The organism is Methanobacterium sp., assembly GCA_030017655.1.
Classification (GTDB): Archaea; Methanobacteriota; Methanobacteria; order Methanobacteriales; family Methanobacteriaceae; genus Methanobacterium_D.
The window spans coordinates 15,918-31,151 of the sequence record JASEIM010000004.1; the positions used below are offsets into that span (position 1 = coordinate 15,918).

The 15,234-nt window shown below is 31.2% G+C and carries 17 protein-coding genes; 10 read left to right on the top strand and 7 right to left on the bottom strand.

Translation table 11 applies throughout. The annotated features are described in order from the left end of the window. Nucleotides 1-55: 55 nt before the first annotated feature. Entirely contained in the window at nucleotides 56-2,116 is a 2,061-nt protein-coding gene (locus QMD61_02905) for a VWA domain-containing protein (GenBank protein MDI6723577.1), read from the bottom strand. 199 nt (nucleotides 2,117-2,315) lie between these two features. Here QMD61_02905 and QMD61_02910 point away from each other — a divergent pair, with 199 nt between their 5' ends. The 3 genes from QMD61_02910 (at nucleotide 2,316) to QMD61_02920 (ending at nucleotide 3,697) form a co-directional block, all read left to right on the top strand. Next, on the top strand, nucleotides 2,316-2,471 hold the full coding sequence (locus QMD61_02910; GenBank protein MDI6723578.1) for a hypothetical protein: 156 nt from the start codon (nucleotides 2,316-2,318) through the stop codon (nucleotides 2,469-2,471). Continuing rightward, a complete protein-coding gene (locus QMD61_02915; protein MDI6723579.1) occupies nucleotides 2,438-2,914 on the top strand; it encodes a hypothetical protein in 477 nt (158 codons plus the stop codon). The genes QMD61_02910 and QMD61_02915 overlap by 34 nt, the downstream gene beginning before the upstream one ends. Nucleotides 2,915-2,989: 75 nt before the next feature. Then, complete coding sequence (locus QMD61_02920; protein MDI6723580.1) at nucleotides 2,990-3,697, top strand: DUF116 domain-containing protein; 708 nt, start codon at nucleotides 2,990-2,992, stop codon at nucleotides 3,695-3,697. Between the two features lie 131 nt (nucleotides 3,698-3,828). Here the strand turns inward: QMD61_02920 and QMD61_02925 are convergent, their stop codons facing one another. The 6 genes from QMD61_02925 to QMD61_02950 form a co-directional block, all read right to left on the bottom strand. Continuing rightward, nucleotides 3,829-4,509, bottom strand: coding sequence for a CPBP family intramembrane metalloprotease (locus tag QMD61_02925; GenBank protein MDI6723581.1), 681 nt, complete (start codon nucleotides 4,507-4,509; stop codon nucleotides 3,829-3,831). 58 nt (nucleotides 4,510-4,567) lie between these two features. Further along, nucleotides 4,568-4,906: a hypothetical protein gene (locus tag QMD61_02930; GenBank protein MDI6723582.1), complete on the bottom strand. Its 339-nt coding sequence runs from the start codon at nucleotides 4,904-4,906 to the stop codon at nucleotides 4,568-4,570. Nucleotides 4,907-4,926: 20 nt separating this feature from the next. Beyond that, nucleotides 4,927-5,130, bottom strand: a complete 204-nt coding sequence (locus QMD61_02935) for a helix-turn-helix transcriptional regulator (protein ID MDI6723583.1) — start codon at nucleotides 5,128-5,130, stop codon at nucleotides 4,927-4,929. A gap of 5 nt (nucleotides 5,131-5,135) precedes the next feature. Further along, the gene (locus QMD61_02940; GenBank protein MDI6723584.1) at nucleotides 5,136-5,513 is read right to left on the bottom strand and encodes a DUF2178 domain-containing protein; all 378 of its coding nucleotides are present in this window, start codon (nucleotides 5,511-5,513) and stop codon (nucleotides 5,136-5,138) included. 19 nt (nucleotides 5,514-5,532) lie between these two features. Continuing rightward, nucleotides 5,533-5,976, bottom strand: coding sequence for a DUF2178 domain-containing protein (locus QMD61_02945; protein ID MDI6723585.1), 444 nt, complete (start codon nucleotides 5,974-5,976; stop codon nucleotides 5,533-5,535). A gap of 162 nt (nucleotides 5,977-6,138) precedes the next feature. Then, a complete protein-coding gene (locus tag QMD61_02950; GenBank protein MDI6723586.1) occupies nucleotides 6,139-6,588 on the bottom strand; it encodes a hypothetical protein in 450 nt (149 codons plus the stop codon). 330 nt (nucleotides 6,589-6,918) lie between these two features. On the opposite strand from QMD61_02950, the gene QMD61_02955 reads away from it, so the two are divergent. The 7 genes from QMD61_02955 to QMD61_02985 all read left to right on the top strand — a co-directional run bounded on the left by QMD61_02955 (nucleotide 6,919) and on the right by QMD61_02985 (nucleotide 15,054). Beyond that, a complete protein-coding gene (locus QMD61_02955; GenBank protein ID MDI6723587.1) occupies nucleotides 6,919-8,016 on the top strand; it encodes an acyltransferase family protein in 1,098 nt (365 codons plus the stop codon). 452 nt (nucleotides 8,017-8,468) lie between these two features. Next, a complete protein-coding gene (locus QMD61_02960; protein MDI6723588.1) occupies nucleotides 8,469-10,745 on the top strand; it encodes a PAS domain S-box protein in 2,277 nt (758 codons plus the stop codon). 462 nt (nucleotides 10,746-11,207) lie between these two features. Then, the gene (locus QMD61_02965; GenBank protein MDI6723589.1) at nucleotides 11,208-11,777 is read left to right on the top strand and encodes a flavodoxin family protein; all 570 of its coding nucleotides are present in this window, start codon (nucleotides 11,208-11,210) and stop codon (nucleotides 11,775-11,777) included. 861 nt (nucleotides 11,778-12,638) lie between these two features. Beyond that, a complete protein-coding gene (locus tag QMD61_02970) occupies nucleotides 12,639-12,968 on the top strand; it encodes a NifB/NifX family molybdenum-iron cluster-binding protein (GenBank protein ID MDI6723590.1) in 330 nt (109 codons plus the stop codon). A 308-nt stretch (nucleotides 12,969-13,276) separates the two neighbouring features. Then, entirely contained in the window at nucleotides 13,277-14,155 is an 879-nt protein-coding gene (locus tag QMD61_02975) for a hypothetical protein (GenBank protein MDI6723591.1), read from the top strand. A gap of 68 nt (nucleotides 14,156-14,223) precedes the next feature. Next, entirely contained in the window at nucleotides 14,224-14,583 is a 360-nt protein-coding gene (locus tag QMD61_02980; protein ID MDI6723592.1) for a hypothetical protein, read from the top strand. A gap of 90 nt (nucleotides 14,584-14,673) precedes the next feature. After that, complete coding sequence (locus QMD61_02985; GenBank protein MDI6723593.1) at nucleotides 14,674-15,054, top strand: hypothetical protein; 381 nt, start codon at nucleotides 14,674-14,676, stop codon at nucleotides 15,052-15,054. Nucleotides 15,055-15,234: the final 180 nt, after the last annotated feature.

Below are 15,234 nucleotides of genomic sequence, written 5' to 3' on the forward strand. Positions count from 1 at the left end.
ATAAAATTTTATTTTTTAATATATGATTTTTAATAAATAAGCTTGAAATCGAGCTTTAAAGTGTAGATCGCTCATGATCAACTATTTTTGATACTGCAATTTTAGGATCCTTAATATTCTCTAAATCATAATATTTTCCACCTGAAGCTAAGGCTAACTCCATATTGGTATCCCTACCAAATTTTACGGTTTTTTCAAAATTTACAACTATTGTTGTTATATCATTTTCTTTCAGGCTTTCTGCAATCTTAACAGCATCCTGGGTAGGTCCTTCTTTGAATCCCACATTAGGCATACCATCTGTTAAAATCACCATCATAGGAACATATTCATTGGTGAATTTCTCTTTTTTCAGTAATTCAAGTCCTTTTTTAAGCCCAGATGCCAGGGGAGTTGTACCTCCAACCCTAATATTGTCCACATGTTCTTTGAATGATGTTGCCCGTCTGGTTGTTGGAATTATAACCTCTGCATCGTGGCCTTTAAACCCAACAACACTTAACTTATCTTTATGTCTTGCGGTATCATCAATTAACTGATTTAAAATGCCTTTAACTTTATTTGCTTTTCGATCAGAGAACATGGATCCGCTTATATCTACTACAAGAGCTATTGATGCTCTTGCACCATGTTTTCTTACTTTTTCGCGCAGATGTTCATTTTCAACTTTTATACTGCCCTCTGATTTAACTGCCGCAGCCCTTAATGTTGCATCTATTGCTATATCACGAGAAACCTTTTTAGGAACCTTACTTTTTATGTACTTGCCTTTTTGGGTCTTAGAATCAACTCTTTTTCCATATAATCTGTTTTTAGTTTTGCCTTTCATTTTAAGGAGCTTTTTTATATCAATCTCCTCTGCATCGGTTTCTACGATGTTTTCCTCTTCTTCAAGGCTTTTAAGCATCATCCCTTTTTTCCCTTCTTCCTGATTATCGGGCTGTTCAATAGGAGTTCGAGCGCTTCCAGTCTTTTGTTCTTCCTCAAGTTGATTTTCTTCTTGAGGGTCCTCTCCGTTATCTGGATTCAAATCACCATTACCATTTTGTTCTTGTTCAGATGATGAATCTTCCTTATCATCATTTTTTTCCTTTTCTTCTTCCTCAATATCTGAAACCGCTTTTTCCAGCATTTCTTTGATTTTGTCCTGACCATATGATTTTGGAAGTCTTTCTCCAAGGACAAGTAGCATTGCTTCCTCTAAATCATCATAATTGACTTCATTACGATTATTGTAAGCTGCAATGGTTTTAGCGGTTTTTAAAATAGCAATGTCTGCCCGATGTCCGTCGACCCCTATATTAACACAGACCAGCGCTATGGCTTTCATAATGTCTGAAGATACTTTTACATCTTCAAGCAGATTTCTGGCACTTAAAATATTTTCCAGTATTTTATTTTGTTCAGATTTAAATTTCTCTACAAATCCTGCAGGATTCCTTTCAAACTCTTCTCTACGTGCCATTATTTCTATACGGTCTTCAATTTCCATGATACTATGCACTATGATATGAAGACCAATCCGATCCGAAAGCTGAGGTCTAAGCTCCCCTTCTGCAGGGTTCATAGTTCCAACAAGTATAAATTTGGATGGATGGGATAATGAAATTCCCTCTCTTTCTACAATGTTCACACCATAAGCAGCAGCATCCAGCAGAACATCCACAATGTTATCATCCAGAAGGTTTATTTCGTCGATATAAAGTATGTTCCTATTGGCCTCTGCAAGTATCCCTGGTTCCAGGGCCTTTGTACCTTCTTTAAGAGCTTTTTCAATGTTTATTGATCCAACAACACGATCCTCAGTTGAACCCAGGGGAAGCTCCACCACTCTCATTTTTTTTTCTTCAACCTTCATATCTTCAGATATACATGCATCACATAGTGATCCTTCATCATCAGGATCACAGTTAAATGGACAGCCTTTAACAACTTTTATAGATGGTAAAAGGTCAGCAAGCGCCCTTACTGCTGTGGTTTTGCCTGTTCCTTTGTCTCCTTTAATAAGGACTCCACCAATACTTGGATTTATTGCATTTAATATTAATGCTTTTTTAATGTTTTCTTGACCTACAATTGCTGAAAAAGGAAAAATAAGGTTTTTCAATAGTCTCACCGTTTATTGCTCTAAAATTATTTTTTTAATCTGTAAACTAGGATTTTTTAGTTAATATATATAATGAAATTACATCCATAAATATATTGTCAATATTATTATTTCTACATAGTTTTAATAATATTTTAGAAATAATTGAAAAATGAATAACCTAAAGAATAAATAATACCAATTACATAAGCTCAACTGGTGATATAATATGTGTACTGTTGGAGGACCAATGGCTGACATTAAAATGAAGAAACTTAAAACAAAAAGATACAGATGCATGGATTGTGGAAACGAGTTTAAAGGAATTGGAAGAAAAGTAGTTTGCCCTGCATGTCAGTCAGAGAACGTAGAAGCATTAGAATAACTCCAGATGAGATTTTATTTTTAATTGGAAATTCTGGAGAACTTGGCATTGTGAAAGCCGGAAATAAAAAACAGATTTTCATAGGGATGCCGAATAAAGAAGAGATAGTAGTATTTCTTGAACCTGAAGATTTAATTGCAGTTTCTTCCTTTGATTCGGGTGAAAAAGCCGAAAAAGGAATTCGATGCATGATTTATCTTCTAAGAGAATTAAATGCCCCAATTACTGTTCTTCCAGAAAATCACCCAACTTCAAACAGACTTCCAATGGTTGTAGCCACAGGAGACCATGTTCGTCTGAACTGTAATATAGTTCCAGGAACCCATCCGGAGCAGGATATATTATGTGCATGCGAAGATCTTTCTGGCCTTGAGATATCAGCCTCAAATGAAGGTGTTAATATTGATGGGGTCATTAAGGATTTTAAAGTTGAAAAATTTTGAATTTAATTGCCAGATCTCCTTAGATTTCTGGTAAACATTAGTTTAATATAATAAAAAAAGGTTTAAGTGTATAATATGCTGATCTATGATTTTTATCAGATTTTTGGACAGATAGTGTTCATTGCAGGTATTTCGATTTTAATACTGCTATCAGTGACGCTTATTCTTGGAAGAATGCTTATAAGGCAGGAAAGGCTTATTTTTCCCAGACTTCTTCTATTTACAATAGATGTGTTTTATGGATTATTCAAAAAATTTGCCGGAAATGTAGGGGTTGATGAAAAAATTGTAGATCAAATTGGCGTTGAAGTTAGAAATAAAGTCAATGAAAAATCTTTTGATAAAATAGATGATAAAGATAAAGTTTTAATCCTTCCGCACTGCCTGAGAAGTCCAAAATGCGAAGCAAAGCTGGATTCTACTGGTCTTCATTGTACTGACTGCAATCGATGCGTAATAGGCGTTTTAAAGAATAAAGCAGAGTACAAAGGTTATAATGTATTTATCATTCCGGGATCAACATTTTTAAAGAAAATTGTCAAAGAAAATGAGTTTAAAGCAGTTTTGGGCGTAGCCTGTTACCAGGATCTGAATCTGGCAATGATGAAACTTTCAAAATTCCACTGTCAGGGAGTACCACTCTTAAAGGATGGTTGTGTCTGTACAAAGGTTGATACAAAAGCTGTTCTTGATAAAATGGGTATTGAAACTTCACAGAACATTAAAATCCCTCAGAGCAATGTTTCATGTGCTAAAGAACGTTCTAATCGTAAATTACTTTAAATTTTTACTTAGTAAAATTTTAAGGTTCGAAAAACCAAGGTTTATCTCAACTTTAAAAATTCAAAATTTTTAATGTTCAGAAATCTTTCAAAACTGTAGATTTTTCTAAATTTAATTATAAGATTTAGAATTTATGGTGCAAAAACATTCCAGAAACCATGGAAGAGAAATGATCCGTAAACTTTACCCGTTTTTAAACGTATATACCCTACAATAGTGCCTAATAACAATCCGATCATTATTTTACTTATAATTAGGGGCATTAAAGTGAATTCTTTTGGGTGAATCAAAAATACATCCATATAACCAATATGCCATAGTCCAAAGGATAATGTGATGATAATCCATGTAATTATACATGAATTTTTTGTTTTTAGGGAATTTTGAACATTATTCCATAGATATCCTCTAAATAAAAGCTCTTCAAATGCAGGTACAACAATTCCAAATATCAAACTTATAATAAGAACATCAAATTTAGCACCCATAATAATTGGCAAAAATATAAAAATGGGAAGTGCTACTAACCCTGTAAAGTATATTAGCATTGTTTTCTTGTTAACATCATCTAAATTTAAGCTTAAATCTCTTAATGATGGTCTAAATATTCCTAAAAGCAATAATCCAACTATTAAAAATGATATTCCATTTAAAATCTGAAATAATAGAATATCTTGTCCCGGTTTAAGTAAGTACCATAATCCATCCATTACAAACACTCTCAAAAGCTGTATGGCTGTTAATACAACTATTATTTTAGCTAAAAGTTTTAAAAATGATTTATAATTGTATGAGTTCTTGAAAATTTCCATAAAAATGTCTCCAATGATATATTTTTTCTAATTTTATGGGAGGTCTATTTTTCAGTGGTTATAATAACAGACTTAAAATCCATGCTAACCAGCCTAAAGCACCGATAGCATACACAATGTATATTGTCCACTTGACGCTTTTGTTTATAAAGAACATTTTAATTCTTCTCTTTCCCTTAATTATTAGAATAACAAGCGCTAAAATAGATATTCGGAATCCCCATAAAAAATAAGGTGTTTCTATCGTTTTTTCTAAGGTAAGAAGTTCATTTTCAAAGAATTGTCCAAATAAAATAACAAATAAAATGAACCATCCAACCAGTGCTAAAATAAATGAAGCAATATATAATCTTGTTTTGAAATAATCTTTCCAATCTCTATTTTTAATTTTAGTCATATGATTGCCTCATAAAAAGTTCATTCTTGGTCTTCTTTGTAAATGAAAATGTCTTCTATTTGTACATTGAAAAATTCTGCTATTTTAAATGCCAGAACTAAAGACGGGTCATATTTGTCTTTTTCTATTGCGATAATAGTTTGTCTGGTGACTCCAAGTATTTTAGCAAGATCTTCTTGAGTTAAGTTTTGCATGGCTCGATATACCTTGAGATTATTTTTCATAAATATCAATAACCATATTTTTTATTGTAATATCCATAGAAGATGTAATATAAGGTCAACAAGGCAACAGATGCATAGGAAAGAGTATAACCAGCCTGGGTAAAATCTGGATATTCATTTCGTAGTGTAATGAAAAATAATCCTATAATGGCTATAGAGATAGAAAAAAGCACCATTGCCATTCGAGATGCTTTTTCACTTATTTTAATTATTCTTTCATCTTCTAAAGTTTCATCAGTATTCTTTTTATAAATATAGGAGGCCATAGCGCCAATTACAATAGCTAAGATAGCGGGAATTATTTCTCCCATTGTAACAGATAATCCTACTACTATTCCAACAAATATAGCGATAATTACTCTTAAAATCTTATAGTTTTTCATTATATCACCTTAAATTTGGTTAATATTTTCTACTGTAATATGATCTAGATACAAAGTATAGTACAAAGCAGAAAAATGCCAGTACAAATAGAGTATATCCTGCCTGTAAAAATTGGGGATAAACGTTCCTTAAAGCAACTATAATTATCCCTGCATAGATCATAACAGCTATAAGAATTCCTAAAGTCATTGTAGAGGCTTTTTCGTTAATTAATTGAGTTCTTTCATCTTCAACAATAACAGTACTATCTCCTCTAAATATTTCTTCTAAATTATCTCTATTTATGTATAAAACAACTCCCTCTGCACTCAAAAGTATAATGGCGAGTATTATAACATAAATATTCCCTAATATCAATCCTGCAAGCCATAAACCAGTAATAAAGACAGATAGAATCTTTATAAATAAACCTGACTCAAATATTGATAGTATTTTCATTACTGTTCCCGAATTTGGATTCATATTATTCACCTCAAAAACCCTCAAACGCTTCGCGTTTGGGTATGTAAAAACCTTTAGTTTTTATGGCCACAAAACCTTCGGTTTTGTAGGCATCGAAAATTGTAAATTTCCGAAAGTTTTTTATTCTTTGTAGTCGGAAAAAGCCTTGCTTTTTCCTCATCTTCATTCATTTATTATATTTTTAGATGATCTCCATAATGTCACATTTGAAGCGAAAATGGTGATAATTAACTGTAAAAATGGAGATATGAATATCATAAGGAGTATCCAGCCAATAAAACTTATTTTGGGGTCATAAAGAATTAATGGAATCCCAAAATTAATAAAATCTGCATAGGGATTTAGAAGCATTGTACTTATAGGTCCCCAGATGATTAGCATTAGTATAAATGTAAAGGTGGATGTAATAAATGCATATTTTAAAATTATGGTTAAAAGAGTCTCTAAATTTTGTTCATTATTTTTTAATCTTTTTGCTATGTACCATCCAACTGGAAATCCAAATAACACGCAAAAAAATGGGATACCCATTCCTACTCCAACAAAAAATAGGTTTAGAATGATATAGATAGCAAAAACGGCTTTTTTATTGATATTAAAAATATTGTTCATTTTCTTCCTCAAGTAAAATATACTTTACATAATGTTATATAAACTTTACTATATGTTAATGTATTTTTACTTTCAACTTAAAAATTAATTGAAGTGAATTGAAAATTGCAATATAAAAGACTAATTTGAACTAAATCTTAATAATAAAAAAATATATCTAAATAAATAAAATAATTTAACTTTATGTGTTATAATAGTAAATATTTTATATATAATGATAAATATTTCATATATTAATATTATAAAACATATTTAAATGGATATTATTAAGATTAAATGAAGATTCTTGATAAATTTCTATTTAATTTATTAAAATAGGAAGGAAAAAAAATGAGAAAGTATTATTTGGATAATTTACGTTGGTTAATAATTTTGATTCTATTCCCGTATCACACATTATTATTGTATACTCCACTAGGTTCATACATCATAAATGCTGGTAATTATCTTTTTGCCAATATCTTTATTTTATCGTTTTCTATTTGGTTTATGCAACTGTTATTTGCGATAGCAGGAATTGCTACATTTTATTCATTAAAAAAAAGGACTCCCAAGTTATATATTAAAGAAAGAGTATCAAAACTCCTAATTCCAATGATTTCGGGTGTTGTTTTTGTAGTATCAGTCTCAGTATATTTTGGTTTTCTTTATAATGGTTATACAGCAGGATTCCTTACAATGTGGTGGAACTTTATTACCAACTGGTTTACTTATTTTGCAGAAGGTATAGGTCTTGGTCCATTGTGGTTTTTATTGTACCTTTTTATAATTTCTCTTGTTGCACTTCCAATTATTATGAAATATAAAAATGGAGAATGGAGAATTCCACTGGAAAAAGTAACAGTACCTAAATTGTTATTACTCTTTATACCATTAGCTATTGGAAATTTTTTCCTGAATTTTTATCCTGAAAAAAGCTTGGTTCAGTTTTTCCTGTTATTTTTATTTGGATACTTCTTCCTATCTGATGATGGTATTCAGGAAAAGCTGGAAGATAAAAGATGGCCTTTATTCATATCATTTATTGGTTTAATGAGCATATATCTATCTTTTTATATAATGAATTCAGCAGGAGGATCTGCAGCACCTACAGCGAGCAATGTAAGTTTAGTTTCAATTTTAATCCCATCATTGTTTACTAACTTTATTTTATGGATTGGAATATTGGGTATAATGGGAATGGGTAAGCATTATTTGGAATTTAAAAATTCAATCACTCTATATCTTTCAGCAGCATCATTCCCCATATATATTTTCCATATTGCATGGATTAATATCCTGGCATATTACATTATTGGGTTTATACCAAATATGATAGTTCTACAAATAATTCTAATTATGGGGATAAGTTTTGTACTAACAATTCTTACAATTGAAATTGTAAGAAGAATAAAGGTAATTCGATCCATTTTTGGTATCAAAGGCTGAAACCGCGCTGTTAAATAGTATAATACAATTAAAGGGTAATAGTCATTTAAAAATTAAATGATTATTTCCATAGTTTACAAATACCATAGTTTATATAAAGATAACAAATGTCTGCTTTATAGATCTAAATGAGTGAATTTTAATTTTTATGATGGAGAATAATGGTAGGACTTATGGAATTGATTTTTAAGAATAATGAAATCTTTGCGTGGAAAAAATTTTATCTTGCTGAACATCGCAGTTAAATAATAAACTTCTCAACATTCATTAAGTGCTATTTTCGTTACCTGCTATGAATCAACCGCATGCACTCACATTTACGGCCTAAATAATGCTTTTAATTCTTTAAATAGTTATATACAGTTTAAACACCGGAAATAACACCAAAACATAGAGACAATATATTTAATTAAATATAAATTCAGTGATAAATAAAAAAATTATGATAAATCATGCCCACTAAAATTATGATTGTTGAAGATGAAGCTATTACAGCAGCAGATATTAAAAGTACATTGAAAAGCATGGGTTTTGAAGTAGTTTCAACTGCTTTTGAAGGAAAAGAAGCTATTCAAAAAGCAAAAGAACTTAAACCAGACTTAATACTTATGGATATATTTCTTAGAGGAGAATTAGATGGTATTGAAGCTGCCCGTAAAATAATGACTTTTTCTGATATTCCTATTATTTATTTAACCGCTCTTTCCGATAAAAAAACCTTAAAAAGAGCTAAACTAACAAAACCATATGGATTTCTCACCAAACCCTTTAGTCAGGATGTAATTGTAAACACAATAGAAACCGCTCTTTATAAGCACGAACTTGATAAAAAATTAAAAGAAAGTGAAGAAAAGTTTCAGTTAATGTATCAGGATGCTCCATTGCCATATCAATCTTTAGATGAATCAGGATTTATCACTGAAGTTAATCAAGCATGGCTTGATACTCTGGGATATTCAAGAGATGAAGTTATTGGAAAATGGTTTGTTGATTTCTTAAAAACTAATAATGCTGAAAAATTTCTGGAAAATTTTCCAAAATTTAAAGCTAAAGGAGAAATTTGTAATATAGAATTTGAAATGAAACACAAAAATGGCTCTATTATAATTGCAGAATTTAATGGTAAAATAAGTCACGACGAAAGGGGCAATTTTCAAAGAACCCACTGTATATTTCAGGATATTACAAAGCAGAAAGAAGCAGAAAAAAAAATTAAAGAGAGCAACGAACGTTATAGGCAGTTTTTCAATAATCCCCTCCTGGGTTTTGCCCTATGCAAAATATTCACTGATGAAAATGGAGAACCAGTGGATTTTGTTTACTTGGAAGTTAATAACGCATTTGAAAATTTAACAGGGCTTAAAAGAAAGGAAGTTTTAAATAAAAAAGTCACAGATGTCCTTGTCCCTGAAGAAGTTGCTGATATAATTAAAATTTATGGAAAAGTGGCTCTAACCGGTGAATCAACTATTTTTGAATATCCCATACCTTCTTTAGACAAATATTTTGAAATCTCTGCCTTTTCACCCAGAAATAAACATTTTATAGCATTTTTCACGGATATTACTAAACGTAAAAAAGTTGAAGAGGAATTAAAAAAATCTCGAGATAATTTTGAAGAACAAGTCAAAGCACGTACATTAGATCTTCAAATTGAAAGAGATAAGCTAAATACTATTCTTAACACCACGAAAAATAGGATATGTGTTGTAAATAGTAATTATGAATTGGACTATATTAATCCTGCAATGGAAAAAGATTTTGGAATAAATAAAGGACAGAATTGTTATGAATATTTTTATAATAAGACTGATATCTGCGCGGGATGCAAAATTCAAAAAGCTTTTGAAGGCAACGTCGTCGAATGGAAACAGCATTTATTAAGGTTAGACAAAGTTTATGATGTATTGGCTGCACCTATACTTAACACTAATGGCTCTAATTCTGTATTGGTGATATTAAATGATATTACAAAGCATGAAAAGACTAAAGAACAATTAAAAGAAGCTGTACAAGAATTAAAGCATTCTAATGAGGAACTGCAGAGTTTTGCCTATATTACAAGTCATGATTTACAGGAACCATTAAGAACTATGGCCAGTTATGCGGGTCTCCTGAAACAGCGCTATGAAGGTAAATTTGATAAGGATGCTGATGATTTCCTTGATTATATGATTAAAGGTGCTTCAAGAATGAAAGAAATGATTCAGGGACTGCTTGATTATTCTCGTTTAGGAACACAGGGAAGAGAATTCAGGAAATTTAGCAGTGAAGAGGCACTTAATAATGCTTTATCTAATCTTCATCCTCCAATTGAAGAGTGTCACGCCGAAATAACTCACGATAAACTTCCATTAATAATAGCAGATCCTGACCAGATTACATGCGTATTTGAGAACCTCATTGGTAATGCATTGAAATTCCGAAGGGAAGGAAAAAAACCTAAAATTCATATTTCAGCAAGAAAAATAGATGATGAATTCATTTTTAGTGTTCATGATAATGGAATAGGAATAGAAGAACAATATATAGACAAAATCTTTGAAATATTTAAACGATTACATGCTATTGATGAGTATAAAGGTGCTGGAATTGGACTTGCAATCGTTAAAAGGATTATAGCTCGTCATGGTGGTAGGGTATGGGTTGAATCAGATTTAAGTAAAGGTTCTACTTTTTATTTTACTATTCCAGTTGAACTTATTGAAAAAGAGGATAGAATTACATAAAATCTGAAAATTAATTGATTATCTATTTTTACATTAAATTATAGGGTATTGGTGAAATGCTAATGATTTACCTTTTAGTGGCCCATAAAATCGGATAGATATTTAAGAGGGCCGAAATCCACAGATAATGTGTCATGTAATGATATTGGGTCTAAATAACTTATTTTTACCTATTTAAATTAGTGAAAACCTTAATCTTAATCTTTATTCTTTTTATGTCGTTTGATTATTTTGAACTGACCTCAAATGTGCCATATAGCTCTGCTTTCTCTTGTTTTAACCATCTGCATATACAGGATCATGGGAAGTCATTTCCCGGCCTATTGGACAATTAAATAGTTTGAAATCTTTCTTTTTCATATATCTCATCGGTTTATTTCTTATAGTTCTCCATTTAAATTATAAAATATATAATAAATATGTAATTTTGAAAAATTAAAGAATGTTAGGAGGGAGACTCTTATGAAAAAAGTTATCATGCTATCTGCAAGCCCAAGACCAAGTGGAAATACTTACCAGGTCCTTGAAGAATGCGCAAAAATCATAGAAGATGAAGGATTAGAAGTAGAAATAATCCCATTTGTGGGAAAAAACATCAGATCATGTATTGCATGTGGAAGATGTGGAGAATTGGGTGAATGCTCCCAAAAAGATGGATTAAATGAGATCATATCAAAAATTAGAGAAGCTGATGGATTCATTGTAGGATCACCAGTCTACTTTGGAACAGCACGTGGAGATATAATGTCTGCATTACAGAGGATAGGGATGGTATCAAGAGCTTCTGATAATTTCTTATCATGGAAAGTTGGGGGTCCTATTGCCGTTGCAAGAAGAGGAGGACATACAGCTACAATTCAGGAGATGTTGATGTTCTTCTTTATTAACGATATGATTGTTCCGGGCTCAACTTACTGGAATATGGTCTTTGGACATTCACCAGGACAGGTACAGGATGATGATGAGGGAATGGAGACTATCAGGCGCTTCGGCTACAATGTAGCAACTTTAATTAAGAAAATAAGCGAATAATCAGGGATAACATAAAAATCCTTTTTTTTAATTATTTTTACCTATGCAGATATGGCAAAAGAACAGCTTTATAAAAAGTTTGCAAGGTATTATGATAAAATATATGAAAAAACAGATTACCAAAAAGAAGCATAATTTATAAAATGGGCAATTAAAACATTTAAAAGTAATCCTGGCAACGAACTTCTTGATGTAATCTGTGGAACAGGAGAACGTGCTTATTTTCCCAAAAAATGAACTTAAAATCATTAATTGATATGAGGAAATGTTAAAAATAGCAAGGGAAAAATTACCGGATATTCCTTTTATTAAATGCTATATGAAAAAAATGGATTTGGGCGTAATTCGATGTGTTAATCTGCATGTTCAGTGCAATAAATTACAATACAACTCTTGAAGAGTAAAAAATTACTCTAAATAAGTTTTACAATCATTTAAAAGATGACGTGTCCTTATTTTCGATATGGTTTAAATAAAGAAAACTGGATTGAAGGAATTGTAAGTGTGGATACTGTAGTTGACAATGACTTTAAACTGACAAACATGAAGGGTTTTCCGCGTCAAAATGATAAATTTTGACAGCTTGCGTGGATATGACAATCCCATTTAGAAAAAGATGTATTTAATTCAAGCTTTGTGTACTTGGTAAAAGAAGAGGGAGTTCTTGATTCGAGATTAATGAGCACAAATTAGGTGTTTTTGGAATGGGAGATGTCATTAACTTGGTTGAGGAACATGTTTTTGAAGTCTTTATTTCTTCGGATTTTATAGATGAAGAGTGGCAAGTAGGAACCTGTTTTTGTTTGTGTGAAATAAGAAAAATATTTCAATTATTTATGATATATCAAAACAGGGATTACTATGAAAATAGCTGTTGCAACATCCAATGATAAAGATGTCGAACATTTTGGGAAAGCGCAGGAATTCATGATCTATGAATTTGATGAAGAAAAAGTTGATTTTATTGAAAAAAGGGAATCACCTAAAATTAAGGGTGAAAAACATCAATGGAAAAAATCTCTAAATGTTATAGAAGACTGTGAAGTTGTTATATGTGCTCAAGCAGGGTTGAAAGGTAAATTTGGTCTTAAAAATGCAGGGATTAAACTTGTTGAAGATCAAGGAAGTGTGGATGAAGTTATAGAAAGATATGTCAATCATTACAAGTTTATGAAAAAACCTCTATTTTGATTTAAACAATGATATTGTATAATGAACCTTAAAATCTTAATTTAAACTTTAATTTTAATATACCATAACAGATAAGATGTAATAATTCTTATTTCTTTATTTATATCTACATTATAACTAAATTTTTGTTTTATACTCATTTAATGTCCCTAATTACATATTATTTCTAATTAAATGATTTTTACAGCTTACAGAAAGTATTATATTATTTTTTAGTCTTATTAATTTATAATTAACTCTGAAATTGCAAATAATTATATAATTGAATGATGTTATTAGTAACTATAATGGCATAAGGGAGGTTTAAAGTGAAACTAATTAATTATGTTTTAATTATATTTTTAGTCCTAGGGATTTTAGGTTTTTCAGGCATTGCTTTTGCACAGGATAGCATAAACTCTTCTGAAAGTATGCTGGATGTTAATCCCTCTGATGCTCTGGTTCAGGGGTTTGTTCCTGTACTTAAAGGTGGAAAGATATCTGGCGATGACATTGAAGCATTTATGGCTATGCCTCTGGAAGATAAAATATTCGTTATTGCAATAGGTTTAGCATTGCTCATGTTTATAATCTGGTACACTTTAAAAGGCAAATATACGAGGCTTAGTTTAAGAATACCAATTATTTTTGCCTGGCTTTTACTGATATTTGTACCATTATACTGGCTTGGAAATATGATGTATTTTATTGTTGCAGTTATGGCCATATTGGTTGTTTTAATGACAACGTGGTACCATGAACATGGCAGACACATGAGTAAAACTCGTCTAATAGGAGTTATAGGGGGAGTGTGTTTGCTGCTGGTTTTAGTGGTAGGTCTACCAGTATATTATTATTTCACTGCATCAGAAGATATTGCTGAAATAACAGTAGCTTCTAAAAATGCAAATTTGGAAATAGTTGACTATAAAGTTTATAGAAACACTTTTACAGGTTCAGATGTAAAATTTGAGGGTTATGTAAAAAATAGTGGAAGTAAAGCTGTAGAGTTTGTCCAGATAAATGTAACTGGATATGATGTGGCAGGAAACATTGTTACAAATAAAACTACTTTTGTGGATGATAATACATTACTGGCAGGTAGTACTTCGCCCTTTGGTGAACTCTCATCATATTATGGAGGATATTTGGAAGACCCTCAACAAAAGATAGTACGCATTAAATTAGAGGCATTTACAGATTTTTAGAGCTTTTTAAGCTCTGATTTTTAATTTTTATTTTAAAAAGGAAAAACAAGGAGGATAGGAGGTTAATCATGAAAAAAAGTATATTGGCCATAATAATGCTGTTAGTTGTTTCTATAAGTATATCTGGCTGTATAAGTTTAGATGATGGTGATTCTACATCATCAGATGATCAATCCAGTGTTAATCAGCAATCCAGTTCGGATAAAACAACAACTAAAAGTTCCAGTTCAAGTTCATCTAAGAGAACCCAGTCAAATACAAAGACATGCACAGAATGTGGTGGAAATGGTATCTGCTGGGGGTGTGGAGGAGACGGAGAAACTTCTCCAGATGGATATGAAATCTATGAGTGCATAGTATGTGAAGGAAGTGGCATTTGCCCTGCATGTTCTGGAACAGGAAGGATGTATACAAGTCAAAACGGGTAATACACATTATTTTCTATTTTTTAATTTAACAAAGCAAAAAAGTATTGTGTAACCACGCAATTTTATTGGAATCTGGGAGCTGGTTATATTATGAAAAATGGCATTTTAGTAGTTTTTGTAGCCATTATAGTGGCATCTTTAAGCATATCTGGATGTATAAGTTTAGGGGATGATACAAATACTTCAACTGTAAGCGATCAGCCTGATGATCAGAATACTGGTTCATCAAGTAAAAGTTCAAGCACTAAAAAAAGTTCTTCTTCAAGTTCCACTAAACAGAGCACTCAGTCACATACAGCAACATGCGATGAATGCGGTGGAAGCGGCATATGTTCAAGTTGTGGAGGTACTGGAACAAGGCCGGTATTAGAAGTAACTGGGGACGATTATGAGTGCATAAAATGTGGGGGAAATGGTGTTTGTCCTGCATGTGCTGGAACTGGTAGAATGTATACCGATCAAAACGGATAATTAATACCAATTATTATTTTTTTGGAAAACTTTTAAAATTGAAGGAAATGCTAAGCTTGCAAAAATTGAAAATTTTTGTGCTCCGAAATCTTCGATTTGACAACATTTTCTGAACAATAAAAAATAAATCATAGATTTTTAAAGTTGAGAAAAACTTCGGTTTTTCGAACCTTAAAATTT

Excerpts from the sequence above, each read along its gene's own strand:
- QMD61_02910 (MDI6723578.1), top strand. The coding sequence starts at position 2,316 with ATGTGTACTGTTGGAGGACCAATGGCTGACATTAAAATGAAGAAACTT.
- QMD61_02915 (MDI6723579.1), top strand. The coding sequence starts at position 2,438 with ATGTCAGTCAGAGAACGTAGAAGCATTAGAATAACTCCAGATGAGATT.
- QMD61_02920 (MDI6723580.1), top strand. The coding sequence starts at position 2,990 with ATGCTGATCTATGATTTTTATCAGATTTTTGGACAGATAGTGTTCATT.
- QMD61_02925 (MDI6723581.1), bottom strand. The coding sequence starts at position 4,509 with ATGGAAATTTTCAAGAACTCATACAATTATAAATCATTTTTAAAACTT.
- QMD61_02930 (MDI6723582.1), bottom strand. The coding sequence starts at position 4,906 with ATGACTAAAATTAAAAATAGAGATTGGAAAGATTATTTCAAAACAAGA.
- QMD61_02935 (MDI6723583.1), bottom strand. The coding sequence starts at position 5,130 with ATGAAAAATAATCTCAAGGTATATCGAGCCATGCAAAACTTAACTCAA.
- QMD61_02940 (MDI6723584.1), bottom strand. The coding sequence starts at position 5,513 with ATGAAAAACTATAAGATTTTAAGAGTAATTATCGCTATATTTGTTGGA.
- QMD61_02945 (MDI6723585.1), bottom strand. The coding sequence starts at position 5,976 with ATGAATCCAAATTCGGGAACAGTAATGAAAATACTATCAATATTTGAG.
- QMD61_02950 (MDI6723586.1), bottom strand. The coding sequence starts at position 6,588 with ATGAACAATATTTTTAATATCAATAAAAAAGCCGTTTTTGCTATCTAT.
- QMD61_02955 (MDI6723587.1), top strand. The coding sequence starts at position 6,919 with ATGAGAAAGTATTATTTGGATAATTTACGTTGGTTAATAATTTTGATT.
- QMD61_02960 (MDI6723588.1), top strand. The coding sequence starts at position 8,469 with ATGCCCACTAAAATTATGATTGTTGAAGATGAAGCTATTACAGCAGCA.
- QMD61_02965 (MDI6723589.1), top strand. The coding sequence starts at position 11,208 with ATGAAAAAAGTTATCATGCTATCTGCAAGCCCAAGACCAAGTGGAAAT.
- QMD61_02970 (MDI6723590.1), top strand. The coding sequence starts at position 12,639 with ATGAAAATAGCTGTTGCAACATCCAATGATAAAGATGTCGAACATTTT.
- QMD61_02980 (MDI6723592.1), top strand. The coding sequence starts at position 14,224 with ATGAAAAAAAGTATATTGGCCATAATAATGCTGTTAGTTGTTTCTATA.
- QMD61_02985 (MDI6723593.1), top strand. The coding sequence starts at position 14,674 with ATGAAAAATGGCATTTTAGTAGTTTTTGTAGCCATTATAGTGGCATCT.